Origin of the sequence: Ensifer sp. Root278, assembly GCF_001429285.1 — a bacterium.
GTDB lineage: Bacteria > Pseudomonadota > Alphaproteobacteria > Rhizobiales > Rhizobiaceae > Ensifer.
This window is the reverse complement of sequence record NZ_LMJJ01000040.1, coordinates 294,138-318,822: the sequence shown is the minus strand read 5'-3', so window position 1 is coordinate 318,822 and position 24,685 is coordinate 294,138. Positions and strand designations below refer to the sequence as shown.

General features: G+C 63.1%; 20 protein-coding genes. 8 read left to right on the top strand and 12 right to left on the bottom strand.

Features of this window, described 5'->3' with window-relative positions; all coding sequences use genetic code 11:
- The first annotated feature begins 177 nt into the window (after nt 1-177).
- Both ASE60_RS23335 and ASE60_RS23325 read left to right on the top strand, forming a co-directional pair.
- Complete coding sequence (locus ASE60_RS23335) at nt 178-1,407, top strand: lytic murein transglycosylase (protein ID WP_057254376.1); 1,230 nt, start codon at nt 178-180, stop codon at nt 1,405-1,407.
- Between the two features lie 515 nt (nt 1,408-1,922).
- Nucleotides 1,923-2,861, top strand: a complete 939-nt coding sequence (locus tag ASE60_RS23325; protein ID WP_057253427.1) for a DMT family transporter — start codon at nt 1,923-1,925, stop codon at nt 2,859-2,861.
- Nucleotides 2,862-3,386: 525 nt separating this feature from the next.
- Here ASE60_RS23325 and metF read toward each other — a convergent pair.
- The 4 genes from metF to ASE60_RS23305 form a co-directional block, all read right to left on the bottom strand.
- Nucleotides 3,387-4,337 carry a methylenetetrahydrofolate reductase [NAD(P)H] gene (metF, locus tag ASE60_RS23320; protein ID WP_057253425.1) on the bottom strand — a complete coding sequence of 317 codons (951 nt, stop codon included), beginning with the start codon at nt 4,335-4,337 and terminating at the stop codon, nt 3,387-3,389.
- 2 nt (nt 4,338-4,339) lie between these two features.
- Nucleotides 4,340-5,359, bottom strand: a complete 1,020-nt coding sequence (locus tag ASE60_RS23315) for a metalloregulator ArsR/SmtB family transcription factor (protein ID WP_057254375.1) — start codon at nt 5,357-5,359, stop codon at nt 4,340-4,342.
- A gap of 229 nt (nt 5,360-5,588) precedes the next feature.
- Entirely contained in the window at nt 5,589-7,238 is a 1,650-nt protein-coding gene (gene ettA, locus ASE60_RS23310) for an energy-dependent translational throttle protein EttA (RefSeq protein ID WP_057253423.1), read from the bottom strand.
- Between the two features lie 167 nt (nt 7,239-7,405).
- A complete protein-coding gene (locus tag ASE60_RS23305; RefSeq protein WP_244495687.1) occupies nt 7,406-8,188 on the bottom strand; it encodes a ribonuclease in 783 nt (260 codons plus the stop codon).
- A gap of 185 nt (nt 8,189-8,373) precedes the next feature.
- On the opposite strand from ASE60_RS23305, the gene ASE60_RS23300 reads away from it, so the two are divergent.
- Genes ASE60_RS23300 through ASE60_RS23290 form a run of 3 tightly spaced genes read left to right on the top strand, consistent with a single transcriptional unit; the run spans nt 8,374 to nt 11,966 of the window.
- The gene (locus ASE60_RS23300; RefSeq protein ID WP_057253416.1) at nt 8,374-9,309 is read left to right on the top strand and encodes an alpha/beta hydrolase; all 936 of its coding nucleotides are present in this window, start codon (nt 8,374-8,376) and stop codon (nt 9,307-9,309) included.
- Between the two features lie 11 nt (nt 9,310-9,320).
- Entirely contained in the window at nt 9,321-10,274 is a 954-nt protein-coding gene (locus ASE60_RS23295; protein ID WP_057253414.1) for a DMT family transporter, read from the top strand.
- Nucleotides 10,275-10,319: 45 nt separating this feature from the next.
- A complete protein-coding gene (locus ASE60_RS23290) occupies nt 10,320-11,966 on the top strand; it encodes a thiamine pyrophosphate-binding protein (RefSeq protein WP_057253412.1) in 1,647 nt (548 codons plus the stop codon).
- A gap of 264 nt (nt 11,967-12,230) precedes the next feature.
- Here the strand turns inward: ASE60_RS23290 and ASE60_RS23285 are convergent, their stop codons facing one another.
- The 3 genes from ASE60_RS23285 to ASE60_RS23275 form a co-directional block, all read right to left on the bottom strand.
- A complete protein-coding gene (locus ASE60_RS23285; RefSeq protein ID WP_057253410.1) occupies nt 12,231-12,581 on the bottom strand; it encodes a cupin domain-containing protein in 351 nt (116 codons plus the stop codon).
- 65 nt (nt 12,582-12,646) lie between these two features.
- Entirely contained in the window at nt 12,647-12,985 is a 339-nt protein-coding gene (locus tag ASE60_RS23280) for a TIGR01244 family sulfur transferase (RefSeq protein ID WP_057253408.1), read from the bottom strand.
- Nucleotides 12,986-13,075: 90 nt separating this feature from the next.
- Nucleotides 13,076-13,912, bottom strand: coding sequence for a DUF4432 family protein (locus tag ASE60_RS23275; protein ID WP_156414708.1), 837 nt, complete (start codon nt 13,910-13,912; stop codon nt 13,076-13,078).
- Between the two features lie 164 nt (nt 13,913-14,076).
- Here ASE60_RS23275 and ASE60_RS23270 point away from each other — a divergent pair, with 164 nt between their 5' ends.
- From ASE60_RS23270 to ASE60_RS23260, 3 genes are all read left to right on the top strand, one after another.
- Nucleotides 14,077-15,504 carry a L,D-transpeptidase gene (locus ASE60_RS23270; protein ID WP_057253407.1) on the top strand — a complete coding sequence of 476 codons (1,428 nt, stop codon included), beginning with the start codon at nt 14,077-14,079 and terminating at the stop codon, nt 15,502-15,504.
- A 500-nt stretch (nt 15,505-16,004) separates the two neighbouring features.
- Nucleotides 16,005-17,294, top strand: coding sequence for an FAD-binding oxidoreductase (locus ASE60_RS23265; protein WP_057253405.1), 1,290 nt, complete (start codon nt 16,005-16,007; stop codon nt 17,292-17,294).
- Between the two features lie 284 nt (nt 17,295-17,578).
- On the top strand, nt 17,579-18,109 hold the full coding sequence (locus ASE60_RS23260; RefSeq protein ID WP_057253403.1) for a dihydrofolate reductase family protein: 531 nt from the start codon (nt 17,579-17,581) through the stop codon (nt 18,107-18,109).
- Nucleotides 18,110-18,204: 95 nt separating this feature from the next.
- On the opposite strand, the gene ASE60_RS23255 is transcribed toward ASE60_RS23260, so the two are convergent.
- The 5 genes from ASE60_RS23255 to ASE60_RS23235 all read right to left on the bottom strand — a co-directional run bounded on the left by ASE60_RS23255 (nt 18,205) and on the right by ASE60_RS23235 (nt 24,608).
- On the bottom strand, nt 18,205-19,725 hold the full coding sequence (locus ASE60_RS23255) for a globin-coupled sensor protein (protein WP_057253400.1): 1,521 nt from the start codon (nt 19,723-19,725) through the stop codon (nt 18,205-18,207).
- A gap of 464 nt (nt 19,726-20,189) precedes the next feature.
- Nucleotides 20,190-20,909, bottom strand: a complete 720-nt coding sequence (locus ASE60_RS23250) for a ParA family protein (RefSeq protein ID WP_057253398.1) — start codon at nt 20,907-20,909, stop codon at nt 20,190-20,192.
- A 186-nt stretch (nt 20,910-21,095) separates the two neighbouring features.
- The gene (locus ASE60_RS23245; protein WP_082616016.1) at nt 21,096-21,842 is read right to left on the bottom strand and encodes a ParA family protein; all 747 of its coding nucleotides are present in this window, start codon (nt 21,840-21,842) and stop codon (nt 21,096-21,098) included.
- Between the two features lie 238 nt (nt 21,843-22,080).
- A complete protein-coding gene (locus ASE60_RS23240; RefSeq protein ID WP_057253396.1) occupies nt 22,081-23,226 on the bottom strand; it encodes an iron-containing alcohol dehydrogenase in 1,146 nt (381 codons plus the stop codon).
- Nucleotides 23,223-24,608 carry an aldehyde dehydrogenase family protein gene (locus tag ASE60_RS23235; protein WP_057253394.1) on the bottom strand — a complete coding sequence of 462 codons (1,386 nt, stop codon included), beginning with the start codon at nt 24,606-24,608 and terminating at the stop codon, nt 23,223-23,225. The genes ASE60_RS23240 and ASE60_RS23235 overlap by 4 nt, the downstream gene beginning before the upstream one ends.
- Nucleotides 24,609-24,685: the final 77 nt, after the last annotated feature.

Genomic DNA, 24,685 nt, shown 5'->3' with positions numbered 1-24,685 from the left:
CAGATTTACAGCGCCCGCACATCTCCAAGGACGCGCAAAGGTCGCTGTAACATTTTTGAACCGCTGCATGATTTGTCCCTAAATCGGTGACGATTTAAGGCGTTATGCAGGTCATCCAGCAATTTGGCTGCCCGTGGTGGTGTCTCCCGCACCCCGCGGCCAAAGAAAGGAATTATGATGATCCGGACTACCCGGCACGCCCTGGCCTCCGTCGCCCTCCTGGCGCTTACCGCCTCCACCGCCTTCGCCCAGACCGCGCCCCAGACGGGCACGCAGAGCGCCGCTCCGGCTGCTGCCTGCGGCGGCGACCTCGGCGCGTTTCTTCAGGGCGTGAAGGCCGAAGCTGTCGCCAAGGGTGTTCCGGCCGATGTCGCCGATCGTGCGCTCGCAGGCGCCGTGATCGACCAGAAGGTGCTGAGCCGCGACCGCACCCAGGGCGTCTTCAAGCAGACCTTCACCGAGTTCTCCAAGCGCACGGTCAGCAAGTCGCGCCTCGATATCGGCCAGCAGAAGATGAAGGAATATGCCGACGTCTTCGCCCGCGCCGAGAAGGAATTCGGCGTGCCGGCCCCCGTCATCACCGCCTTCTGGGCGATGGAAACCGACTTTGGTGCCGTGCAGGGCGACTTCAACACCCGCAATGCTTTGGTGACGCTCTCGCACGACTGCCGCCGCCCGGAAATGTTCCGACCGCAGCTGATCGCGGCCATCGAGATGGTCCAGCACGGCGATCTTGACCCGGCAACGACCACCGGCGCCTGGGCCGGCGAGATCGGCCAGGTGCAGATGCTGCCGGAAGACATTATCGCCTATGGCGTCGATGGCGACGGCGATGGCCACGTCAACCTGAAGAAGAGCTCGCCTGACGCGATCCTGACCGCGGCCAAGTTCATCCAGAGCCTCGGCTTCAAGGCTGGCCAGCCCTGGATCCAGGAAGTCAGCGTTCCCGAAGAACTCCCCTGGGAAAAGACCGGCCTGCAGACGGGCATGAAGGCTTCGGACTGGTTCGCGCTCGGCGTCAGCCCACGCGACGGCAACACCGCCAACGGCAATCTCGAAGCCTCGCTGGTGCTGCCGCAGGGCCGCAAGGGTGTGGCCTTCCTGACCTACCCGAACTTCAACGTCTATCTCGAGTGGAACCAGTCGTTCATCTACACGACCTCGGCCGCCTACTTCGCAACCCGCCTCGCCGGCGCGCCGACCTATGAAGGCGGCAACCCGGAACCGGGCCTCGACGATGTCGCCATGAAGGCGCTGCAAACCAAGCTCCAGACGCTCGGCCACGACGTCGGCAAGGTCGACGGCATCCTCGGCTCCGGCACCCGCGCCGCACTCCAGAAGGAGCAGCTCCGCCTCGGACGTCCCGCCGACGGCTGGGCCACGTTGGAACTCTTGAACGCGCTCTAGAGCAATTCCAGGAAAAGTGTGAAACGGTTTTCCGTCCGGAATTGCGCAATTTCAAACAGTTGGAGCAATTCGCCGTTTCAATGAAACAGTGAAATGCTCTAAAGCCTGTCGCGCAAAAGTGCGCAGCGGTTTTGCGACAACGACATGCGAAATATCAAGAACTTAAAGCGCACGGAGCAAATCTGAAAAATCGCGACGCGCTTTAGGTGAACCTCGGGCCACCGATGTGGCTCGTGCGCAGGATGCATCACCCCGGGGATCGGAACCGATCTCCGGGGTTTCTTGTATCTGCGGTCCAGGCGCCACGACCGCAGATGGGACCGCCCATGCCCGAACGCCCCCTTGCTCACGAATACGACAAGAACCGGGTGGTCCCGGCGAAGGCGCCGGGCTATGAAATAATCGTCAGATCGCAACCGGTCCGGGAATGTCGGGCGCAGCTTTTGCGCCACGATCACGATTCTCCGCCTGGGCGAGGCTGACGGACGATGCAATCAGCACGGACAGGCACACCCATGAATGCGCGAGCCACAGTCGACGGCCATCAGATGAGCGTCAGAACCTGGGCGCTGCTCGCCCTGCTCGGTCTCATCTGGGGCGGGTCCTTCTTCTTCGCCCGCGTGGCCGTTGCCCATGTGCCGCCATTCACGCTGGTGGTGCTGCGTCTGGGCCTGGCGGCACTTGCGCTGCATCTCTATATCCGCGGCCGCTTCGGCATGTATCAGGCACTTTCCGGACGCTGGCGTGAATTTGCGCTGATGGGACTGATCAACAACGCCATTCCGCACGCCTTCATTTTCCTCGGCCAGACCCAGATCGGCGCCGGCCTGGCGGCGATCCTCAACGCCACGACGCCGGTCTGGACCGTCATTATCGCCAACATGGCGACCGAGGACGAGAAGCTGAGTTCTGCCAAGATCGCCGGCTGCCTGCTCGGCCTTGCCGGTACCGTGGTGCTGATCGGGCCGAGTGCGGTTGCCGGCCTGTTCGGTACGACGAGCGGCGTTCCGCTCTGGGCGCTCGTCCTTCCGGTGCTGGCCGCCGTCAGCTATGGCCTTGCGGCAACCTACGGCAAGCGCTTCCGAAATCTTGCACCGCCGGTGACGGCCGCCGGCCAGCTCACCGCTTCGACGCTGATGATGCTGCCCGTTGCGGCCTTCACGGATGCGCCCTGGACCTTGCCGATGCCGCCAATGGAAGCAACGCTTGCCATCCTCGGCCTCGCGTTCGTCTCGACCGCCTATGGATACATTCTCTTTTTCCGGATCATGGCGGAGGCCGGCGCCACCAACGCTTCGCTCGTCACCCTGCTGGTGCCGCCAAGCGCGATCCTGCTCGGCTATCTCTTCCTCGGCGAAACCCTGCAGGCGGCCGATGTCGGCGGAATGGCGCTGATCGCCCTTGGGCTCGCCGTGCTCGACGGCCGCATTCTGCGGCTCAAACGTGCCGTCTGAACGGGGAATCGAACCGCCGAATTCGTGCCCTTCTGAAACGCTCACGCACGGTTACAAACGTTTATATTAACCTTGCGGAAGCGATTGTGAAAAAAATGTGGCAGCCTGAAAAAGATAAATATCTCAATATTATAGCCCTGTGAATAAGGCCGCTCCCCCTCACGGATTTCGCACTGCAGCACAAGTTTCGCTTTAACACATCGTGATTTCGCCCTATGTTTTAACGCGTTAACGCAGGGAGGGTCATCCATGGGCCTTACACATTCGCTGAATGTCCTCATGATCAGTGCAGCGTTCGTATTCGTGGCCACGATGCTCTTCATCTGATGAGCGGCTGCTGAGAGTCCAAACCGAATAGGGACTTAAATTTCCGGAAATCCATTTTGCAGCACCAAGCAAACTAGACCGCCAAGAGAGCAAAGGGTCTAATCGCTGCGACAAACAAGAAAGCGCCTGAAGATCGATCTTCAGGCGCTTTCTTTTTGATGGTATTTCCGCCCGGGAAATCGGGTTCGGATCCTGGGTTCAGGCGGCGGCGCCCGCCGCCCTCGTCCGTGGCGCTTCGTCGAGAGCATTGTTCGCCTCGAGCGCCACCTGCTCGAAACCGACGAGATCCAGGACCGCGGTCACCAGCGGCGAACGGTTCATTGTGTAGAGGTGGAAGTCGCGAACACCGCGTCGGGCGAGATCGACGATCTGCTCGGCAGCGATATGGGTCGCCTCCTTGAAACGCTCGACCGGCTGGTCTTCCAGATGCACGAGCCGGGTGACGATCGCCTCCGGCACGCTCGCGCCACAGAGGCCGGCAAACTTCTGCACCTGCGCCAGATTGTTGATCGGCAGGATGCCCGGCACGATCGGAATGTTGATACCGGCGCGGCGCACCCGTTCGAGATAGCGCTCGAAATCGTTGTTGTCGAAAAAGAACTGGGTCAGTGCCCGGTTGGCTCCGGCATCGACCTTGCGCTTCAGCATGTCGATATCGGCGGCCACGTCAGGGCTCTCCGGATGCTTCTCCGGATAGGAGGAGACGGAAATCTCGATATCGTCGCCCCGCGCGCGGATCGCCCGCACCAGGTCGGTGCTGCTCGCATAGCCGTCCGGATGCGGCTGATAGGCGCTGCCGATGCCGCCCTGCGGGTCGCCGCGCAGCGCCACGAAATGGCGGACGCCATAATCGATGTACTCATCGATGACCGCATCGACTTCCGCCTTCGGTGCGCCGACGCAGGTCAGGTGCGCGGCCGTATTGGCAAAGCCCTTCTCCTCGACCATCCGCCGCACGGTCGTCAGCGAGCGCGCCTTGGTCGAGCCGCCTGCGCCGTAGGTAACCGTCACGAAGGCAGGACCGAAGATGGAAAGATCTCCCGCCGTCTGGAAGAGTTGCACTTCCATTTCGTCGGTCTTGGGGGGGAAGTACTCGAAGGAGAGCCTCAGATTGCCACGCTCGGCCGGATAAAGCGTCTGTGCCGTCATTCTCAAACTCCCCCTGCATGGACGCGCGGCCGCGGCGTTTCATTCTCATTCACGGCGCGCCGGTCGCGCGCCAGCCAGATCGTCACCGTCAGCTTTTCTTCCTCGGCCCCTTCCGGCGAAAGGTCCGTGGTCTTTTCGAGCACCAGGCCGGCCTTGGCGAGCCAATCGGAGATTACCTGATGCGAGAAGCCAAGGCGCGCATGGGCGTGTTCGTCGCGCAGATGCTCGAGCCCGTGCGGCGCAAAGTCGATGATGACAAGACGACCGCCCGGCATCAGCATGCGTGCAGCTTCCGCAATCGCCGCCTCCGGCTCGTCGAGGAAATGCAGCACCTGGTGAATGGTGACGAGATCGAAGGCGTGCCCGTCGAGCGGCAGGTTGAAGATATCGCCGTGGCGGATTGACGCCTTGGTAATGCCGGCGCGTTCGAGATTGGAGCGCGCCACGGCCAGCATGTCGCGGCTGGCATCAACGCCGACGCCGCGACGATAGAGCCCTTCGAAGAGCTGCAGGATGCGCCCGGTGCCGGTTCCGAGATCGAGCAGGCTCTCGACCGGTTCGTCGCCGACCATCTCGCGCAGCTTCGCCTCGACATCGCGCTCGCTGACATGCAGGCGGCGAAGCTCGTCCCAGCCGGCGGCGTTGCGGCTGAAATAGGCCTGCGCCTTCTCGGCCCTCGCCTTCTTCAGGGTGGTCAGCCGCGCCGCATCGCGCGAAAGCACCGCGTCGTCAGCGGACGCCGGCGCCAGCATGGCCCGCACGAGCCCAACACGGGCACCCTCCTGCCTGAGACGGAAATAGGCCCAGGCGCCTTCCTGATAACGGTCGATGAGCTCGACTTCGGCAAGCAGCTTCAGGTGCCGCGAAATACGCGGCTGCGATTGCCCGAGAATTTCGGTAAGATCGGTAACGGTGAGGTCGCCGGCGGCAAGCAAGGCGACGAGACGCATGCGGGTCGGCTCTCCTGCCGCCTTCAGCACGTCCACCAGCGCATCCAGACCCAGTTCTTTCTGAACAGCCATCGCGATCCCCATCAACACATAAAGATATGTTTATGTGATTTGCGAGGTCGGTGCAAGCGGATTTGCGCGGAGAGGCCAAACAATGACGCTTGCGGAACAGGGCATGCAAAGGAAAACGGGCGGAGCCTGCGCTTCGCCCGTTCCCGTACAATAGACTTTCAGTTCCAGCGTTCGCGGCGCTGCCGCGATGCACTGGGCGCCGCAAGGAAATGCGGCGCCTTGGCTCTGATCAGCGCGTCAGGCGCTTGTAGGTGACGCGCTTCGGGTTGACCGAGTCCGGGCCGAGGCGGCGGATCTTGTCCTTCTCGTAGTCTTCGAAGTTGCCTTCGAACCATTCGACCTGGCTGTCGCCTTCAAAGGCGAGGATGTGCGTTGCCAGGCGGTCGAGGAACATGCGGTCGTGGCTGATGATAACGGCGCAGCCGGCGAAGTTTTCGAGCGCGACTTCGAGTGCTGCGAGCGTCTCGGTATCGAGGTCGTTGGTCGGTTCGTCGAGCAGCAGCACGTTGCCGCCGGCCTTCAGCATCTTGGCGAGGTGAACGCGGTTGCGCTGACCACCCGAGAGGTTGCCGACCTTCTGCTGCTGGTCGCCGCCCTTGAAGTTGAAGGTCGAGCAATAGGCGCGCGAGTTCATCTCGTACTTGCCGAGCTTGATGACTTCGGCACCGCCGGAGATTTCTTCCCACACGGTCTTGTTGCCGTCGAGCGCATCGCGGCTCTGGTCGACATAACCGAGATGCACGGTGTCGCCGATGCGGATCGAGCCGCTGTCGACCTGCTCCTGGCCGGTGATCATGCGGAAGAGCGTCGTCTTGCCGGCGCCGTTCGCGCCGATGATGCCGACGATGCCGCCCGGCGGCAGCTTGAGCGACAGGCCGTCGATCAGCAGGCGATCGCCGTAGCCCTTGGTGACGCCCTCCATCTCGATGACCACCTGGCCGAGACGTTCGCCGACCGGGATGATGATCTGCGCGTCGCCCGGACGCTGGTTTTCCGCCGCGTTGACCAGTTCGTCATAGGAGCGGATACGCGCCTTGGACTTGGCCTGGCGGGCCTTGGGGCTCGATGCGATCCACTCCTGTTCGCGGGCGATCGCCTTCTGGCGGGAGGCCTCTTCACGGCCTTCCTGCTGCATGCGCTTGGCCTTGGCGACGAGGTAGGCCGAGTAGTTGCCTTCGTAGGGAATGCTGCGGCCACGGTCGAGCTCGAGGATCCAGCCGGTGACGTTGTCGAGGAAGTAGCGGTCGTGGGTGATCATCAGCACGGCGCCGGGATATTCGCGCAGGTGCTTTTCGAGCCAGGCGATGGTCTCGGCGTCGAGATGGTTGGTCGGTTCGTCGAGCAGCAAGAGGTCCGGCTGCGAGAGCAGCAGCTTGCAGAGAGCCACACGGCGCTTTTCACCGCCGGAAAGGCTGGTGACGTCGGCATCACCCGGCGGGCAGCGCAGCGCTTCCATGGCCATCTCGACCTGGCTTTCGAGATCCCAGAGGTTCTGGCTGTCGATGATGTCCTGGAGCTTGGCGCCCTCTTCCGCCGTCTCGTCGGAATAGTTCATCATCAGTTCGTTGTAGCGCTCGACGATCGCGGTCTTCTTGGCAACGCCTTCCATTGCGTTCTCAAGCACCGTCTTCGTCGGATCAAGCTGCGGCTCCTGCGGCAGATAGCCGACGGTGGCACCCTCGGCTACCCAGGCTTCGCCGGTGAATTCCTTGTCGAGGCCGGCCATGATGCGCAGAACCGTCGACTTACCGGCGCCGTTCGGGCCGAGGATACCGATCTTGGCGTCCGGGTAGAACGACAGATGAACGTTCTCGAGAACCTTCTTCGCGCCGTAGGACTTATTAAGTCCGGCCATATGATAGATAAACTGACGTGCCATAAGGGAATGCTCCGCAGGGAAAGGAAATTTGCCCGCTATGTAGGCGAATTATAGGAAGGGGGCAATGAGCAAAGGCATTCGCCTCGGCTTGTCCCCCCACCTATCCCATGCGGCAACCCTGCGCCTCCAGCACATTCGCTGCCGAAGAACAGTGCCTGCGAAGCGGCTCAGCTTCGCCCGGCCGTATCGGCAATACCCTTGGCGCATTTGAACTCGGTCGGCCCGGCCGCCTGGATCAGCGGCGCGAGGCTGGACGCCTTCATGACGTCGCCGGTCAGCCCGATCGTCAGCCCGGTGATGATGCTGCGCCCCTGAACCGTCTGGCATCGCATGCGCACCCGGTCGCCGGCGCCAGTGCCAAAACTCTGGTCGAAGGCTTGCTTGATCGTCGCCTCGTCGAGTTCGGAGCCGATGCGCTGACGGAACAGCGCGCCGACCGCCGAGCGGTTGAGCTCCTCCAGCATGCGCAGCTGCGCCGAGAAATAGTCGTCGACCGAGTCGCTCTGGCAGGTGCCGCTGCGCAGCCACTGGTGCCGGTCGAGGCCGGATTGCACGCCGGGCATGGCGATCAGCAGCCGCGCCGCCGTGTCGTCTGCCATGGCGAGTTTCGGCAGTTCAAGCCAACTGCCCTTGCGATCCTTCGCGCGCACCTCGGCCGTTACCCCGCAATAGCTTTTGCGCAGGGGCCAGAGGCCATGCAGCGAGAGATTGGTGGCGTCGAAACGCTCTGCGGTCTGGCTTTCGCATTCCTTGCGTTGCGGCCGCGTTTCGCAGAAGCCCGGCTGCCAGCTCACCGCCAGCACATATTCCGTGCGGCTGGTCGCGCCTTCGGAACCCCCTTGATCCGACATTTCCTCGCCGGCAGCAAAGGCGGCCGGCGCAAGGAACAGCGCCAACGCCGCCAGCAGTCCTGCCATCGGACCCGATATCGCCTTACAGAAACTAACCATGATATCCTCCTGCGGAAACAAAACAGGAACGAATATCGCTCAAAACGGGAAAATTGCAACTCTTAATTAAGATGAGCGCACATTCGCGTGTGACCTCATGCGCAACGAGCAACAAGCGGCGATTGCCTTTGCCTTGCAAATCGATTTGATATCGAATTGGTCTGTCGTTGTTGCCGGGGGAAATCGTGTTCGGGCAGGTGAAGACACATCAGAGCCCGACCGGAGCCACCTTGAGCTGGCGCCATTTCCCCGCGACCGCTCATGCGCGCGGCATCCTCCTCATCAGCCACGGCCTTGCCGAACATTCCGGCCGCTACGCCCGCTTTGCCGAAGCGATGGCCGCGCATGGCTTCCAGGTCTATGCCCACGACCATCGCGGCCATGGCGAGACGCGCGCGCCCGACGCCCCGCTCGGCATGTTTTCGAGCCGCGACGGCCTCGACAAGATCTTCGCCGATATCCGGGCTGTGCGCGAAATCGCGACCGCCGCCCATCCGGGTCTTCCCGTCATCCTCTTCGGCCATTCCATGGGCGGGCTGATTGCGCTGAACGCAGCCGAGGCTGATCCCGGCCTCTATGATGCGCTCGCCGTCTGGAACTCCAATTTCCGTCCCGGCCTCGCCGGCCGCGGCGGCCAGATGATCCTGAAAATCGAGAAGGCGCTGAAGGGTTCGGATGTGCCGAGCCCGCTCCTGACCAAGCTTACCTTCGGCATGTGGGGCGGCGCGATCAAGGATCGCAAGACCGATCTCGACTGGCTCTCGCGCGACGATGCCGAGGTCGCGAAATACGCGGCCGACCCGCTCTGCGGTTTCGATGCGACCGTCTCGCTCTGGCTCGACCTTTTCCGGCTATCCTTCGGCGGCGCCCGGCCCGACCGGCTGACGCGGCTCCGCAAGGACCTGCCCATTCATCTCGTCGGCGGCAGCGCCGACCCGTCAACCGAGATGGGCAATGCCATTCGCTGGCTCGGCGCCAAGATGAAAGCGGCCGGTCTGACCAACGTTACCGTCACCGTTTATGACGGCATGCGCCACGAGACCCTCAACGAACTCGGCCGGGAACAGGCGACGGCGGACTTTGCCGCCTGGTGCTTGGGCGCCGTCGCAGGCAGGCGCTGACCGGAAATATCATGGCCGACATGTCCCTTCAAAAGATCGCCACGGACCACAACCGCATCTCCTTCGGGCTGACGCTGATGGTGATCTCGGTGCTCCTGTCGCCGCTGATCGACATCTTCGCCAAGCTGGCGATTGCGACCGTCCCTTCGGCCGAAATCACCGCCGTCCGCTTCCTGCTTCAGGTCGTCTTCATCCTGCCGATCGTGCTCTTCCGCGGCAGCCTCTTTGATCTCACCTGGCGCAAGACGGGTCTGCATGCGTTGCGCGGCGGCCTCCTGGTCGTGACGATGCTCTCCTTCATCACCACGCTGAAGGTGATGGAGGTTGCCGACGCAATTGCGATCTTCTTCGTCGAGCCGATCATCCTGACGATCCTCGGCAGCATCTTCCTGAAAGAGACCATCGGCTGGCGGCGTTACACCGCCTGCGGCGTCGGCTTCTTCGGCGCGCTGCTCGTCATCCAGCCGAGCATGCAGGAGGTCGGTTGGATCGCGCTTCTGCCTGTTGTCGCCGCCTTCGGCCTTGCCGTGTTCCTGCTCGTCACCCGCATGGTCGCGCAGAACGAGGACCCCTGGTCGATGCAATTTCATGCCGGCATCTGGGGCGGGCTCTTCTGCCTCGTGCTTCTCTATTTCGGCGAAGGCACCGGTTCCGGCATCTTCGATCCGGTCTGGCCGCAGGGCTACACCTGGTACTATCTGCTCGGCGTCGGCGTCACCGCCACCATCTCCGGCGTGCTCGGCGTCTACGCCTATCGTGCGGCCCCGGCGTCGGTGCTGGCACCGCTGCAATATCTGGAAATCGTCTCGGCGACGATCTTCGGCTGGCTCGTCTTCGGCGATCTGCCTGATGCACTGAAGTGGCTCGGCATCGCCATCATCATCGGCTCCGGCCTCTACATCATCTGGCGCGAGCGCCGCATACACAAGGACACGAGCGTCGCTCCGGTGTCGCCAGCCATCTGACAACAACAATCAGACTACAAAAGAAAGACCATCGGGAGGAAGATCATGAAAACTGGAGGCCAGCTCGTCGTCGACGCACTCGTCGCCAATGGCGTGAAACGCATCGCTTGCGTGCCGGGGGAGAGCTACCTGGCTGTGCTGGACGCGCTTTACGACACCGACATCGACGTGCTCGTCTGCCGCCAGGAAGGCGGCGCCGCAATGATGGCGGATGCCTGGGGCCGGCTGACGGGTGAGCCCGGCATCTGCATGGTGACCCGCGGCCCCGGCGCGACCAACGCGTCGGCGGGTCTCCATGTCGCACGGCAGGACTCGATCCCGATGATCCTCTTCATCGGCCAGGTGCAGAGCGAGGCCCGCGAGCGCGAAGCCTTCCAGGAGATCGAATACCGCCGCGCCTTCACCGAAGTGGCCAAGTGGGTCGGCGAGATCGACGATCCTGCCCGCATTCCGGAATTCGTCACCCGCGCCTTCGCCGTCGCCACGTCCGGCCGCCCCGGCCCGGTCGTGCTGACGCTGCCCGAAGACATGCTGACCCGCAGCGCCGAGGCGCCGGCCGCCAAGGCCTACCAGCCGGTCGAAGGCCATCCGGGCCCGGCGCAGGTAAAGCGGCTCGGCGAAATGCTTGCCGCCGCCAAGCGGCCGATCGCCATTATCGGCGGCACCCGCTGGACCGCGGAAAGCGTCGCGGATTTCCAGCGCTTCGCCGAGCGCTGGAAGCTGCCCGTCGGTTGCTCCTTCCGCCGCCAGATGCTCTTCGATCACCTGCATCCAATGTATGCCGGCGATGTCGGCATCGGCATCAACCCGGCACTCGCCAAGGAGATCAAGGAGGCCGATCTCGTGCTGCTTCTCGGCGGCCGCTTCTCGGAAATGCCGTCCTCCGGCTACACGCTCATGGATAGCCCCTACCCGCGCCAGACGCTGGTGCATGTGTATCCCGATAGTTCCGAGCTCGGCCGCGTCTACCGGTCGGAGCTGGCGATCGCCGCAAGCCCGAACGACTTCGTCGCCGCCCTCGAGGGCCTTGCGCCCGCAGGCGAACCCGTCTGGTCCGAGCGCACGGAAATCATGCACGCGGCCTATCTCAAATGGTCGACGCCGCCGGAGACCGGTCCAGGTGCGGTGCAGATGGGCCCGATCATGAACTGGATCGAGGCGAACACGCCTCAGGATACCATCTTCACCAACGGCGCCGGCAACTATGCCACCTGGGTGCATCGGTTCCACCGCTTCCGTCGCTTTGCGACGCAGGCCGCACCCGCCTCCGGCTCCATGGGTTACGGCCTGCCGGCCGCCGTTGCCGCCAAGCAGTTGCATCCGGATCGCGAAGTCATCTGCTTTGCCGGCGATGGCTGCTTCCTGATGCACGGCCAGGAATTCGCGACCGCCGTGCGCTACCGCCTGCCGATCATCACCGTTGTCGTCAACAACGGCATCTACGGCACGATCCGCATGCACCAGGAGCGTGAATATCCCGGCCGCGTCAGCGCCACCGACCTCACCAATCCGGATTTCGCGGCGCTCGCCCGCGCCTATGGCGGCCACGGCGAAACGGTCGAGAAGACGGAAGAGTTCGCCGACGCGTTCCTCAGGGCGCGCGCCAGCGGCAAGCCGGCAATCATCGAGATCAAGCTCGATCCCGAAGCGATCACGCCGACGCGCACGTTGACGGATATCAGGAACGGCTGATCGGGTCTTGTTGGCGAAGGTTCAATCACGGCGCGGACGCGCCGTGGCTGGATTCCTGTGACAAGCACAGGAATGAGGGCGTTGGGACCTAGCACCCCGGTCATCCGACGTAGTCAGCCTCCGTGGAAACCAGGCATAACTATGCGGCAGCATCTCCTGGCATTCCCTCATTCCTGTGCTTGTCACAGGAATCCAGCAGCGCCGCGTCGGCGGCGCGGGAAATAGCCACGCCTGCAACCGACCCTATCCTGCGACCCGAGCCGCCTACTCCAGCCATTCCGTCGAGAACGTACCGGCCGCATGCAGGTCGGTCGTCTCCAAGCGCCCCGGCCCGAGATTCTCGAACTTGTGCGGCACGTTGGCCGGCGCCACGACGATCTGGCCGGCTTCGGCGTCGATCGTGCGATCGCCGACGGTGAAGCGCGCCCGGCCGACGCGTACGATGAAGGTCTCGGGATAGGGATGGCGGTGCAGCTTCGGCCCGTAGCCGATCTCGTCCGTGGAAACGAAGATCACCGAGAGTCCGGCGCCAAAGGCGCCGCCCTCGAATTCGCCCTTCCAGACCTCGGGCTCATCCGCCCATTGCTCACGCGAAATCAGATGCGCTTCGGCCATGCCGATCCTCCGTCGTTCGATCACACGAACGCGGCCGAGCGCGATCTATAGAACTGGAGCCTGGCTCAGCCGCGGATATGCTGGGTCTGCTGGTAGACGGCCGTCGAGCGCGCGCCGGAGCGGCAATAGCCGAGCATCGGGCGCTGGAACTCGTCGAGCGCATCGACCATGCTCGTTACCGCGTCTGCCGTCACGCCCATCGGGCCGACGGGGATGTGCTTGGTTTCGATGCCGAGCTCTTCGGCGCGGGCAGCGATCGAATCGAAGGTCGGCTGATCCGGCGCCTCGAAATCCGGGCGGTGGCAGACGATGGACTTGAAGCCGAGCGCTTTGATCTGGTCGAGATCCTCGACGGTGATCTGGCCGGAGACCGAGTATTCGTCGTTGATCTGGCGGATGTCCATGGTCGTCTTCCTCAGGAAATGTGGTGGCCTCTGATGTAGGCGCAGCCCTTCCCCGCGTCAATTCAAAAGCCGCGTGTTCCAGATGCCAGATCAGGCAACTGAGAAGGCGATCGCGTAGCTCCGTGCCTCACCCGGCAGGAGCGGGATCAACTCTCCGGCCGCCGCCAGCTCCGGACGCTTGGCGATGCGGTGCGACACCGGCTCGATGCTGATCACATCCGCCTCGCCGCGCTGACAGCGCCACATCTGCAGGAAGGGCAGCGTGTCGATGCGGAACCGCACCTGGAGATTGCGCCCACCGAGCCCGGCAAGGCCTGCGAGGGTGACATCCGACCAGCCGTCGAGACCGATGGCCGCTGGCAGGCAAAAATGCGCACTCTCGCCATTGCCGAAGCGCCAGATGCTCTCCCCGTCTGCAAGCGAAGCGCTGAGGATACGGGTGACCGGCCCGAGCAGCCTGCCGGCGATGTTGACGTGATACATCATCATCGGCGGAAAGGCCGAGGTCCCCACGTTGACGACGCGATCCTCGAGCACGACTTCGTGCCGCCCCGCATCGATCCGCCACCGCCGCTCGATCCGCGCCTGCCCGCCATCGGCTAGCGCCACCTCGATCGTCGCCGTGCACTCGGCTCCATCGCTCGCCATCTGCGTGTGGCTGACCGCAGTCCCGGCAAGCGACCCATGCAGCGGGTAGCGCGCGCCGCCCTCGATCGGCTCAGGATGGCGGATATGCTCGGGGCCGCAGGTGAAGAGAAATCCGGCAAGCGCCCGGTCGATCCTGATATCGCCGTCAGAGGGGATCGCGGCACCCGGCGACAGGTCGACGCCATCGACGACGAAGGCGGCGATGTCGAGCGCGGAAAGACGATCGAACAGCACATGATTCTCTTGGCCGTCCGCAGGTTCTTCGAGCGTTCTCAGCATGTCCTCTTCCTCAAATCGGCCGTAGAATCACTGCAATCACAAAGCGATGATATCTGAGGAGAGCCACATTTCATTGGTTGAAGCCGAAGTCTGCTCCGCCTAGATAGAATTTAACCGCTTGTTCATGATGAATTCATTTTTTTCACATTAACGTCGAAATCCAAATGTACCGCGCCACATTCGCTACAATGAAGACAGGTTCTCACGTGACGTCAGCGACCCGCATCGGCCTCTCGCTTCTCGCCGCAGCCGGCTTTCTCGCCGTGGATTTGACGGCCGCTTTCGCGCAGGACTATCGCGGCAGAAATCGCTATGGCGACGACGTCATGCTGGTCACGCCCGATGGCGAAATTCTCGACTACGTGCCGCGCGCCGATGAGGTGCAGACCATGCGCGACAGCCGCGGGCGCACGCTGCTGATCGATAGCTGGGGCAATGTGGTGGCGACCGTCGTGCCCAATCGCGGCCGCCAGGATGGCTATGGCGGCTATCGCCGCGAGGGCGACGTCGACATCTATTCGAACCGCCGCAATCGCGACACCGAGCGCGGCTACGGCTATTCCGAGCCTGGCGAAGTCACCGGTTCCATCCCCGACTACCGCGACGTGGTGCCGCCATCCACCGATGGCAACGAGCTGCCGAACAGCCTTCCGGGCCTGATCGACGGCACTGAAGAAGCCGCGATCGATCCGAACGACACCCAGCCCATGCGCCAGTCGATGCCGCCGGCAATGACGGTCAAGAGCAAGTCGCGCGCCGAGATCACCGCCCTGCAGGTTTTCCTCGACCGAGAAGGTTTTTCGCCCGGCGTGATCGACGGTAAGATGGGCTCGAACGTGACCAAGGCGATCGAGGCCTGGCAGCAGTCGACCGGCGAGACGCTCGACCCCAACAACACCGAGGACATCCTCGAGCGGCTGCGCATGAGCGGCGGCATGCCGATCACCAGCTATACGATCACGGCTGCCGACGCTGCCGGCCCCTATGTCGCGTCGATCCCGGAGGACTACGCGCACAAGGCGATGCTGCCGCATATGTCCTTCACCTCGACGACGGAAATGCTCGGCGAAAAGTTCCACATGGACGAAGCCTATCTGCGCGAGCTGAACCCGGGCGTCGACTTCACCATCCCGGGCACCATCATCAAGGTGATCAATCCGGGTGCGAACAAGGCCGGCAAGGTCGCCCGCATCCTCGCCGACAAGGCGCGCAAGCAGGTGCTCGCCTATGACGACACCGGCAAGCTGATCGCCGCCTATCCGGCAACGATCGGCTCGTCCGACACGCCATCGCCTTCGGGCACCGTCAATGTCGAGCGCATCGCGCTCAATCCCGGCTACACCTACAACCCGAAGATCAACTTCAGGCAGGGCAACAACGACAAGATCCTCACGTTGCAGCCCGGCCCGAACGGCCCGGTCGGCACCGTCTGGATCGCGCTCTCGAAGCCGACCTACGGCATTCACGGCACGCCGGAACCCTCCAAGATCGGCAAGACCCAGAGCCACGGCTGCGTGCGCCTCACCAACTGGGATGCGACCGAGCTCGCCAAAATGGTCAGCCCCGGCGTGACCGTCGAATTCGTCGATTGACGCCATTGCGTTCGGCTACTGCATGTTTCCTTTAATCTTAGCCGATTGAAGGACAAAAACATGCAGCAGTTCAAAGCGCTACAGCGACCTTTGCGCGTCTTGATAAGACGCTCGGCGCTGTAGGCCAACCGCCGCTGCCGAAAGCTTTTTTGCACCATTTCCCCCAATTGGGTGAGTGACTTCCGCCAAACGGCATAGAAGATGGCGTTGCCTGATTGACCATCCACGACAGGCACGTTTTTAAAGATGTATCGCCGAAGCGAGACGACGTTTCGGCAAAGATTTTTCAGACGTATACATTTACAAGACCGCAGCTGCCGACGACCCAGCTGCGGTTTTTCTCATCACCCCCCATCGCACAGCGCCCCGATGCCTCTCGCGCCGGCCTTGCATCATGACTTCATGAAACATTGTCATGAGAATTTTCCCCGCAATCGGCTATCACCGAGAGAACCCTGACCTATAGCCGGACGTCCGGCCGCACTTGAAGGATTGCCGCGATGGCGACGGAGCGCACCCTGCCCAACCTCTGGCATGCGACGGCACCGGCCGCGCCCGAAACCAGGCCGCTCAGCCGCGACCTGACGACCGATGTCGCGATCGTCGGCGGCGGCTTCACCGGCCTATCGGCAGCCCTGCACCTCGCCGAAAAAGGGATCAAGGCAACGGTGATCGAGGCGAAGATGATCGGCTTCGGCGGCTCCGGCCGCAATGTCGGCCTCGTCAATGCCGGCATGTGGGTGAAGCCCGACGATCTCATCTCGACCCTCGGTCCGGCCGCCGGCAACCGCCTGCTCACCGAGCTCGGCGATGGCCCGTCGATGGTCTATGCCCTGGTCAAAAAACACGGCATCGCCTGCGAGGCGGTGCGCAACGGCACGCTGCACATGGCCGTCGGTAGCGAAGGTGTCACGGAAATCAGGGATCGCGAAGCGCAATGGCAGAAGCGCGGCGCCCCGGTAGAGGCGCTCTCCGCCGAGCGGGCGCATGCGCTCACCGGCGCCGAAGGCTTTTCCGGCGCCCTGCTCGATCGCCGCGCCGGCACCATCCAGCCGCTCGCCTATGCCCGCGGCTTGGCACGCGCAGCCCTTGCCGCCGGTGCCGAGATCTACACCGACACGCCGCTGACAGGCGCCGAACGCCAGGGCGAGACCTGGGTGCTGAAGGCAGGCAACAGCGTCATCCGCGCCAAGCAGGTGATCCTTGCCACCAACGCCTATGGCGGCCTCTTCGCCGAAAGCCCGTGGCAGGCGCATACGCAGGAACTAACGATCCTGCCCTATTTCCAGTTCGCCACCAATCCGCTGCCCGATGCGGTCGCGGGCCGTATCCTGCCGGAACGCCAGGGCACCTGGGACACCGGCCTCGTCATGACGTCGTTCCGCATGGACCAGCAGGACCGGCTGATCTTCGGCTCGATCGGCAGGCTCGACGCGATCGCCGAAGGCACGCACCGCGCCTTTGCCGCCCGCTCGCTGCGCAAGCTCTTCCCCTATATCGGCGACTTCCGCTTTGAATACTGGTGGGACGGCCGCATCGGCATGACCACCAACAACCTGCCGGCCATGCACACACTTGCGCCCAACGTCGTCTCCGTCAGCGGCTACAACGGCCGCGGCATCGCCCCGGGCACCGTCTTCGGCCGCGCACTCGCCAACCATGTCACCGGCGAGACCTCGGCGATCCCACTTGCGGAAACGCCCGTCACGCCCGACACCTGGCGCACCGTGAAGTCGGCCTTCTACCACGCCGGCGCCCAGGCCAAACACTTCATCGACCGGCGCTTCTGAACGCTGCTTGGCGGATAGGCTGACCGGTCATGCCGGTCCGCCACCTCCACTTCCTTTTCCGTCATCCTGGAAGCTCCGCGCCCCCTGAGTGGACGGTCCCGGCAGACCGGCCATCTCCGCGCCGTCAGCCGGTCGGCTGGAGTTCTCGCGGCTGTTCGCTAGCGCGCGGGCTCATGCGAAACCCAAAACCGATTGCAAAATAGCATCAGTAGATCTAACTTACACCGATTGCACATCGCAATCAGATCGGTGCGAACGTGCCATTCGAGACAAGGAATTGGCCCATGGCAAAGCTCGTGTTCGGAATGAACCAGTCGCTGGACGGTTACGTCGATCACATGGAGTTTGCGCCAAGCCCGACGCTCTTTCGCCACTTCATCGAGGAGGCCGAGCGGCAGGCGGGCAGCCTATACGGTCGCCGTATCTATGAGATCATGCGCTACTGGGACGACGAGCATCCTGAATGGGATGAAGACGAACGGGCCTTCGCGACGGCGTGGCGGAAGCAGCCGAAATGGGTCGTTTCGCGCTCCCTGACCTCTGTGGGCCCCAATGCCCGGCTCGTCGACGGTGATCTAGCGGCCGCGGTGCGCAAGCTGAAGGCCGAGCACGACGGCGAGATCGAGGTGGCTGGCCCGGTCCTCGCGCACAGCCTCACCGAGCTTGGCCTGATCGACGAGTACCGGATCTACCTGCACCCGGTCGTGCTCGGTCGCGGCAATCCCTATTTCGCCGGCCCCCGACCGCCGCTCCGTCTCGTAGCTCACGATCCGATTGGCGAGGATGTGGTGAGGTTGACCTACGTTCCTGCTTGATCTCGCTGGCGAAAACGCAGGCCGCCCAGTCCTACAAATAAACGCCCCGGATCATGCCTGACCCGAGGCGTCGTCTTTCAAGACGGAATGCACGATCACGCCGCCGCGCGGTAACCCGAACCAGCACTGACCTGTACCTGCGCAGAGGTCCGGAAGGCGCGCAGGCGCATGGCGATGTGCTCGGCCTCGCCCGTCAGCGCCTGGCTTGCGGCGTTGGCCTGTTCGACCATCGCGGCATTCTGCTGGGTGATCTGGTCCATCTGGGTGATCGCGGTGTTGACCTCCTGCAGGCCGGTTGCCTGTTCGGCGGTGCTGGCGCGGATGGCGCCGAAGACGGAGCTGACTTCGACCACCTGCGCCACGATCTGCTGCAGCGACTGGGCCACCTGGTTGACCGAGTTCACCCCATCGTCCACCTGGCCGCGTGACTTGGCGATCAGCCCCTGGATATCCTTCGCTGCGTCGGCACAGCGCTGTGCGAGCGCGCGGACTTCCGACGCAACAACGGCAAAGCCCCTGCCCGCCTCGCCGGCCCGCGCCGCTTCGATACCGGCGTTCAGCGCCAGCAGGTTGGTCTGGAAGGCGATCTCGTCGATCACGTCGACGATCCGGGCGATGCTGGCAGACGACGTCTGGATCTCCTGCATCACCTCGATCGCGTGGCTGACGATCTCGCCGCTCTGTTCGGCATTGGCGCGCGCCGCGATCACCGTCGAATTCGCCTGGTTGGCGCCTTCGGCCGTCTGCTTGACCGTGCGCGTCACCTGCTCGACGGCTGCCGCCGTCTCCTCGAGATTGGCGGCCTGCCGCTCCGTGCGCTTGGCCAGATCGTCGGCGGCCGCGGCGATTTCCTTGGCACTCGTATGGATCTGGCTGGCGCCGGCCTCGATGCCGCCGATGGCACGAGAGAGTTCGCCGATCGCGTGGTTGAAGTTTTCGCCAAGCTCCTGATAGGCGACCGGCAGATCGGCGCCGATGCGCGCTGTCAGATCGCCGTCGGCGATCTTCTTCAAGGCGGCGCCGAATGTCTTGCTGATCAGCGCGCGCTCGGCCGCCAGCACTTCTTCCTGGACGGCGCGCTGCTTGGTGACATCGGACGCATCCATGTAGACGGAGATCGACAGATCCATATCGAGGAAGACGCCCTTGACGAGGCTCGACAGCATCGCGCCCATGTCTTCGGCCGAGGTGGTCTGGCGCGAAAACAGACCGGCCTTCGGCCAGTACGCCCTAACGATTTCGGTAATCAGATGTTCGGCGATCAGCGCATAGCCGCCGATGTACCAACGGGGCTCGAGGCCGATGCGCGCGTGGACCTGGCCGATGGTGCGGACCTTGGCGCTGTAGTCTTCATTGAAGTTGGCGTCGGCGATGTTTGCCCAGTGGCCGACCTGCGCGCCCTTGGCACGATCAATATGGCTGTCGGACGAAAAGAAGCGCTTCGTCTCAGGCGTCGCCTTCACCTTGCCATAGAACTTGTCGAGCGCCGGCTTCAGCTCCTTTTCAAGGATCGGCTTCAGCGCCTTGAGGCTCGTTCTGGCGGCATCGTCGAGCGCCATGAAATTCAGACGACCGGCAACATCCTGCGTACCGGCAGCGGTGTGTTCCGTTTTCATGCGCGAGCTTCCTTGCATGCTCTACTGCACGTCCCCGTAAATCGCATTCGATTTGAGGACAAAAACATGCAGCAGTTCAAAGTGATACAACGACCTTGGCGCGCCCGATAAGACGCGCGGCGCTGTTGTGGATCATGGAGACAGGATCGACGGCGCACTGCATGTTTCCTTTAATCGTATTCGATTAAGGGACAAAAACATGCAGCACTTCAAAGTGCTACAGCGACCTTTGCGCGTCTGATAAGACGCGCGGCGCTGTAGGCGTCTGAGATCATGGCCGCAGTCATGGCGGCCGATTGCCCGATTGCTGATATCGCGGGGCAAGCTGTGTCCTTGGCCACTGTTAGAAGCACAGGGTAAAAGAAGCCTTACGGACGACAGCTATTTCGCGAAGGCTGAAACAGGATTCAACCGGAACTGACGAACGTCAATTCCGGTTGAAAGGGAACAATTCGAGGAAAAGATCAGGCGGCGTTGCGCGACGCCCAGGACGGCATGCGTGCGGCCCAGGAACGGCGCGCCTTGACCGGCAACAGCGCCTGCACTTCTTTTGCCAATGCGAAGGCGTTTTCGCGCGCCTTGTCGAGGTTGCTGACACGGGCCGGATCCATCGTCTGCAGCGTGCCGCCGCAGTCGAAAATCTCGCGATAGGCGGCACGCTCGACGATCGGCGTGTCGAGCACCGAAACGCCGCGCTCGGCGAGCATGGCTTTGATCGTCTGCAGCGCGCGCGTGGTGACGAGCGAATTGACGCGGGTGAGCACGACCGAATGGTTGATGCGTTGCTTGGACCGATCCTCGATCTGGCGGATGAGTTCGAGAATCTGCGCAGCGCCGCGCGCATCCATGGCGCAACCCTGCACCGGGATCAGCACCTGATCGGAAATGGCCAGCGCCAGTGCGACAATCTGGTCTTTCGCGCCCGCGAGATCGATGACGATGTAATCCGCCTCATCCTTCATCTCGCGAATATGACATTCGAGCGAGCCGGGCGTGATATGCGAGATCACCGTGAGGTTGGCGATGTGGCCGGAAGCTTCGGACCAGCTCGTGATCCAGCGCTGCGGATCGGCATCGAGAACCACGACACGATGTCCTTGCCTTGCCAGCTCCGTCGACAGGATCAGCGCCGCCGTCGTCTTGCCCGCGCCGCCCTTTGCATTGGCGAAAGTGATGACCGCCATGATATTCCTCATTCTGTGCGTGTTCCGCGCCGAACCCGGCCATGGCCGGTGGTTCGCCTCTTAACGAAACCTTTCAGATCATGGTTAACGAATTGGTAACGCGGCTACGTGAAACCTGACAGTCACGCGGCCGGAAGACCGGCGGTACGCCGCAATGAAGATGAAAAGGAGCAGAGGTTCCGGCTCTCAGGCCGGCAGTGCGACCGGGTCCGGCGCCCGCTCCGAGCGGTAGCACATCGATGAGAACGGACCGTGCCGCATCGTTTCTCCGGCCGGGTTGAGCAGCCTCAGCACGTCATCGGCAAAGGCGCGTGCATTGGCCTGGGCCTTTGCCAGATTACTGACCCTGGCAGCATCGAGCGAATAGAGCGTATCGCCCTGCTCGAACAGTTCGCGAAAAGCCGTGCGTTCTACCAGCGGCGTATCGACGAGGCGGATCTTGCATTCGGCCAGCATCAGCTTGACCTTGCGCATCGCCCGCGTCGTCACGATGGCGTTGACCCGTGTCAACAGCACCGCATGGTTGATATTGGCGTGCGCATTGTTCTCGATATAGCGGATCAGTTCGAGCACCTGCGTGGCGCCGCGCGCATCCATGACGCAGCCCTGAACCGGGATCAGCGTCAGGTCCGAAAGACCGATCGCAAGCGCAACCAGCACGTCGGCCGCTCCCGAGAGGTCGATGACCACATGCTCGACGCAACCTCGCAGCCGTCTGAGGTGGTCGCTAAGGGTCGTCGTGGTGACACCGGAGATGACGGAGAGATTGCTGTCGCTTCGACCGTGCCTAAACCAGTCGGTCATGCAGGCGAGTTGGTCGCAATCGAGAACCGCAACCCGGTCGCCGCGCCGGGCAAGCTCGCTGGCGAGCAACAACGCTGCCGTCGTCTTGCCAGCTCCCCCCTTCGCATTCGCGAGGGACATAATCGCCATTGCTCGACCCTAACTCACCGCGGCCCTTGGTTCCGGGCCGAAACATACGCACACCCTAATGGAAGCGTTTCAGATCGCGGTAAACGAACTGTGAAGGCCGCGCTTCCAGCGAACCAAATCGTGACAGTTCCGTGACAATTAGGTGACAAATCGGCTGCAATGGCAAGTGGTATTCTCGACCCCTCTAAACTAAGGGAGATCTGGCGCCTCACCCGGGCGAGGCGCCAGCAACACTATGTCAGATGCACTCGCGGAAGAGTTTCTTCGCGGCATCCAGCGTCAGTTCGACCGGGTTGCCGCCCGCCGTCGGGTCGACGATCGCCATCTCCGACATCTCGTCGATGCGGTCGGTCCCGACGCCGAGTGCCGACAGCTTATCCGGAACGCCGAGTTCCTCGCGCAGCTTCAGCACGTAGTCGTAGAAACCGTCGAAACCGCCGGAAATGCCGAGATAGGCGGCGGCGCGCACGATCTTGTCCTCAATCGCCGGGCGGTTGAAGCGCAGCACCGGCGGCATCACCACCGCATTGGTCATGCCGTGGTGGGTGTTGTAGATCGCGCCGACCGGATGCGACAGCGAGTGAATGGCGCCGAGGCCCTTCTGGAAGGCGACGGCACCCATGGCAGCCGCACTCATCATGTTGGCGCGGGCCTCAATGTCCGTGCCGTCCTTGTAGGCGCGCGGCAGATACTCTTTCACCAACCGCATGCCTTCGAGCGCGATGCCGGCCGACATCGGATGGTAGAAGGGCGAGGAATAGGCTTCCAGGCAATGGGCGAAGGCGTCCATGCCGGTGCCGGCGGTGATCACCTTCGGCATGCCGACCGTCAGTTCCGGGTCGCAGATTGTCACTGCCGGCAGGAACTTCGGGTGGAAGATCACCTTCTTTACGTGGCTTGCCGAATTGGTGATGACGCTGGCGCGGCCGACTTCCGACCCGGTGCCGGCCGTGGTCGGCACGGCGACGATCGGCGCAATGCCTTCGACGCTCGCGCGTGTCCACCAGTCGCCGATGTCCTCAAAGTCCCAGACCGGGCGGCTCTGCCCGGCCATGAAGGCGACGCACTTGCCGAGATCGAGGCCCGAGCCGCCGCCGAAGGCGACGACGCCATCATGACCGCCATCCTTGAAGGCCTTGACGCCGGCTTCAAGGTTGACGTCATTCGGGTTCGGATCGACATCGGCGAAGATCGCCCGGCCGAGACCGGCGGCGCTCAGGATATCGAGCGCGTTCTGGGTGATCGCCATCGGCGCGAGGCCCCGGTCGGTGATCAGCAGCGGTTTCTTCATGCCCGCCGCCTTGCAATGGTCGGCAAGCTCCTTGATCCGGCCGGCACCAAACTTGATGGCGGTCGGATAGCTCCAGTTGGCGGTGATGGTCATGCGGTGACTTTCTTCAGATGGTAGGATTTCGGACGCGTAAGGTTCTGGAAGCCGATGACCGAGAGCGAGCCGCCACGGCCCGTTTCCTTGACGCCGGTCCAGCAAAGCGCCGGGTCGAGATAGTCGGCGCGGTTCATGAACACCGTGCCGGTCTCGATGTCGGCGCCGATGCGCGCGGCGCGCTCGGCATCCTTGGTCCAGAGCGATGCGGTGAGGCCATATTGCGAGTCGTTCATCAGCTCGATCGCCTGGCTGTCGCTCTTCACCTTCATGATGCCGACGGCCGGACCAAAGGTCTCTTCGCGCATGAAGGCCATGGAGTGATCGACATTGGTAAGGATCTGCGGCGCGAGATAGGCGCCGCCATCGTCCTGCGGGAACAGTTTCGGATCGATCAGCGCCTTGGCGCCCTTGGCAACCGCATCGGCGATCTGCTCGCGCACGGTCGCGGCAAAGCGCTTGTTTGCCATCGGCCCGAGCGTCGTTTCCGGATCGAGCGGATTGCCGAGCTTGTAATTGGAAACCCAGGCGACCGACTTCTCGACGAAGGTGTCATAGAGCTTTTCATGCACGTAGATGCGCTCGATGCCGCAGCAGCACTGGCCGGAATTGTAAGTGGCGCCATCCATCAGCGTGTCGACGGCCGCATCGAGGTCGGCGTCTTCCATGACGTAGCCCGGATCCTTGCCGCCGAGTTCGAGGCCGAGACCGGTGAAGGTGCCGGCAGCCGCGCGCTCGATCGACCGTCCGCCCTCGACCGAGCCGGTGAAGTTGACGAAATCGAAGCTCTTGGCAGCAATCAGCGCCGCTGATGTCTCATGGTCGAGGAAGATGTTCTGGAAGACGTCGGCGGGAACGCCGGCCTCGACGAAGGCGCGCACCATGCGCTCGCCGACGAGGATCGTCTGGCTCGCATGTTTGATGATGACGGTATTGCCGGCCATCAGCGCCGGGGCGACCGTGTTGATCGCGGTCATGTAAGGATAGTTCCACGGCGCGACGACGAAGACGACGCCATGCGGCTCGCGGGCGATGCGGCGCTCGAAGCGGTCGCTTTCCTCGATCACCAGCGGCTTCAGCGCATCGGCGGCGATCGTCGCGACATAGTTCGAGCGCTCGTTGAAGCCTTTGAACTCGCCGCCGTAGCGCACCGGCCGGCCCATCTGCCAGGCAAGCTCCGGCACCACCTCGTCGACCATTTCATTGAGGCGGGCGACACCTGATAGCACCAGGTTGACGCGCTCGTCGAGCGGACGGCGCGCCCAGGCCTTCTGCGCCTGGCGGGCGCGGGAAACCACCTGTTTTGCCAGCTCCAGCGGCATCGCCGGGCGTTCCGCGTAGACTTCGCCGTTCACGGGCGAAATGCACTTGATCATGCTCATGATCGTTTTCCTGCTTTCATTGCGAATGATGCGGTGGCCGACCCTGCCAGGATCGGCCACCGTGTGAGAGATAGGGA

Excerpts from the sequence above, each read along its gene's own strand:
- ASE60_RS23255 (WP_057253400.1), bottom strand. The coding sequence starts at position 19,725 with ATGAAAACGGAACACACCGCTGCCGGTACGCAGGATGTTGCCGGTCGT.
- ASE60_RS23295 (WP_057253414.1), top strand. The coding sequence starts at position 9,321 with ATGGCCGACATGTCCCTTCAAAAGATCGCCACGGACCACAACCGCATC.
- ASE60_RS23235 (WP_057253394.1), bottom strand. The coding sequence starts at position 24,608 with ATGAGCATGATCAAGTGCATTTCGCCCGTGAACGGCGAAGTCTACGCG.
- ASE60_RS23290 (WP_057253412.1), top strand. The coding sequence starts at position 10,320 with ATGAAAACTGGAGGCCAGCTCGTCGTCGACGCACTCGTCGCCAATGGC.
- ASE60_RS23270 (WP_057253407.1), top strand. The coding sequence starts at position 14,077 with ATGTACCGCGCCACATTCGCTACAATGAAGACAGGTTCTCACGTGACG.
- ASE60_RS23275 (WP_156414708.1), bottom strand. The coding sequence starts at position 13,912 with ATGCTGAGAACGCTCGAAGAACCTGCGGACGGCCAAGAGAATCATGTG.
- ASE60_RS23335 (WP_057254376.1), top strand. The coding sequence starts at position 178 with ATGATCCGGACTACCCGGCACGCCCTGGCCTCCGTCGCCCTCCTGGCG.
- ASE60_RS23325 (WP_057253427.1), top strand. The coding sequence starts at position 1,923 with ATGAATGCGCGAGCCACAGTCGACGGCCATCAGATGAGCGTCAGAACC.
- ASE60_RS23285 (WP_057253410.1), bottom strand. The coding sequence starts at position 12,581 with ATGGCCGAAGCGCATCTGATTTCGCGTGAGCAATGGGCGGATGAGCCC.
- ASE60_RS23245 (WP_082616016.1), bottom strand. The coding sequence starts at position 21,842 with ATGGCGATTATGTCCCTCGCGAATGCGAAGGGGGGAGCTGGCAAGACG.
- ASE60_RS23280 (WP_057253408.1), bottom strand. The coding sequence starts at position 12,985 with ATGGACATCCGCCAGATCAACGACGAATACTCGGTCTCCGGCCAGATC.
- ASE60_RS23260 (WP_057253403.1), top strand. The coding sequence starts at position 17,579 with ATGGCAAAGCTCGTGTTCGGAATGAACCAGTCGCTGGACGGTTACGTC.
- ASE60_RS23240 (WP_057253396.1), bottom strand. The coding sequence starts at position 23,226 with ATGACCATCACCGCCAACTGGAGCTATCCGACCGCCATCAAGTTTGGT.
- ASE60_RS23250 (WP_057253398.1), bottom strand. The coding sequence starts at position 20,909 with ATGGCGGTCATCACTTTCGCCAATGCAAAGGGCGGCGCGGGCAAGACG.
- ASE60_RS23305 (WP_244495687.1), bottom strand. The coding sequence starts at position 8,188 with ATGGTTAGTTTCTGTAAGGCGATATCGGGTCCGATGGCAGGACTGCTG.
- metF (WP_057253425.1), bottom strand. The coding sequence starts at position 4,337 with ATGACGGCACAGACGCTTTATCCGGCCGAGCGTGGCAATCTGAGGCTC.
- ettA (WP_057253423.1), bottom strand. The coding sequence starts at position 7,238 with ATGGCACGTCAGTTTATCTATCATATGGCCGGACTTAATAAGTCCTAC.
- ASE60_RS23265 (WP_057253405.1), top strand. The coding sequence starts at position 16,005 with ATGGCGACGGAGCGCACCCTGCCCAACCTCTGGCATGCGACGGCACCG.
- ASE60_RS23315 (WP_057254375.1), bottom strand. The coding sequence starts at position 5,359 with ATGGCTGTTCAGAAAGAACTGGGTCTGGATGCGCTGGTGGACGTGCTG.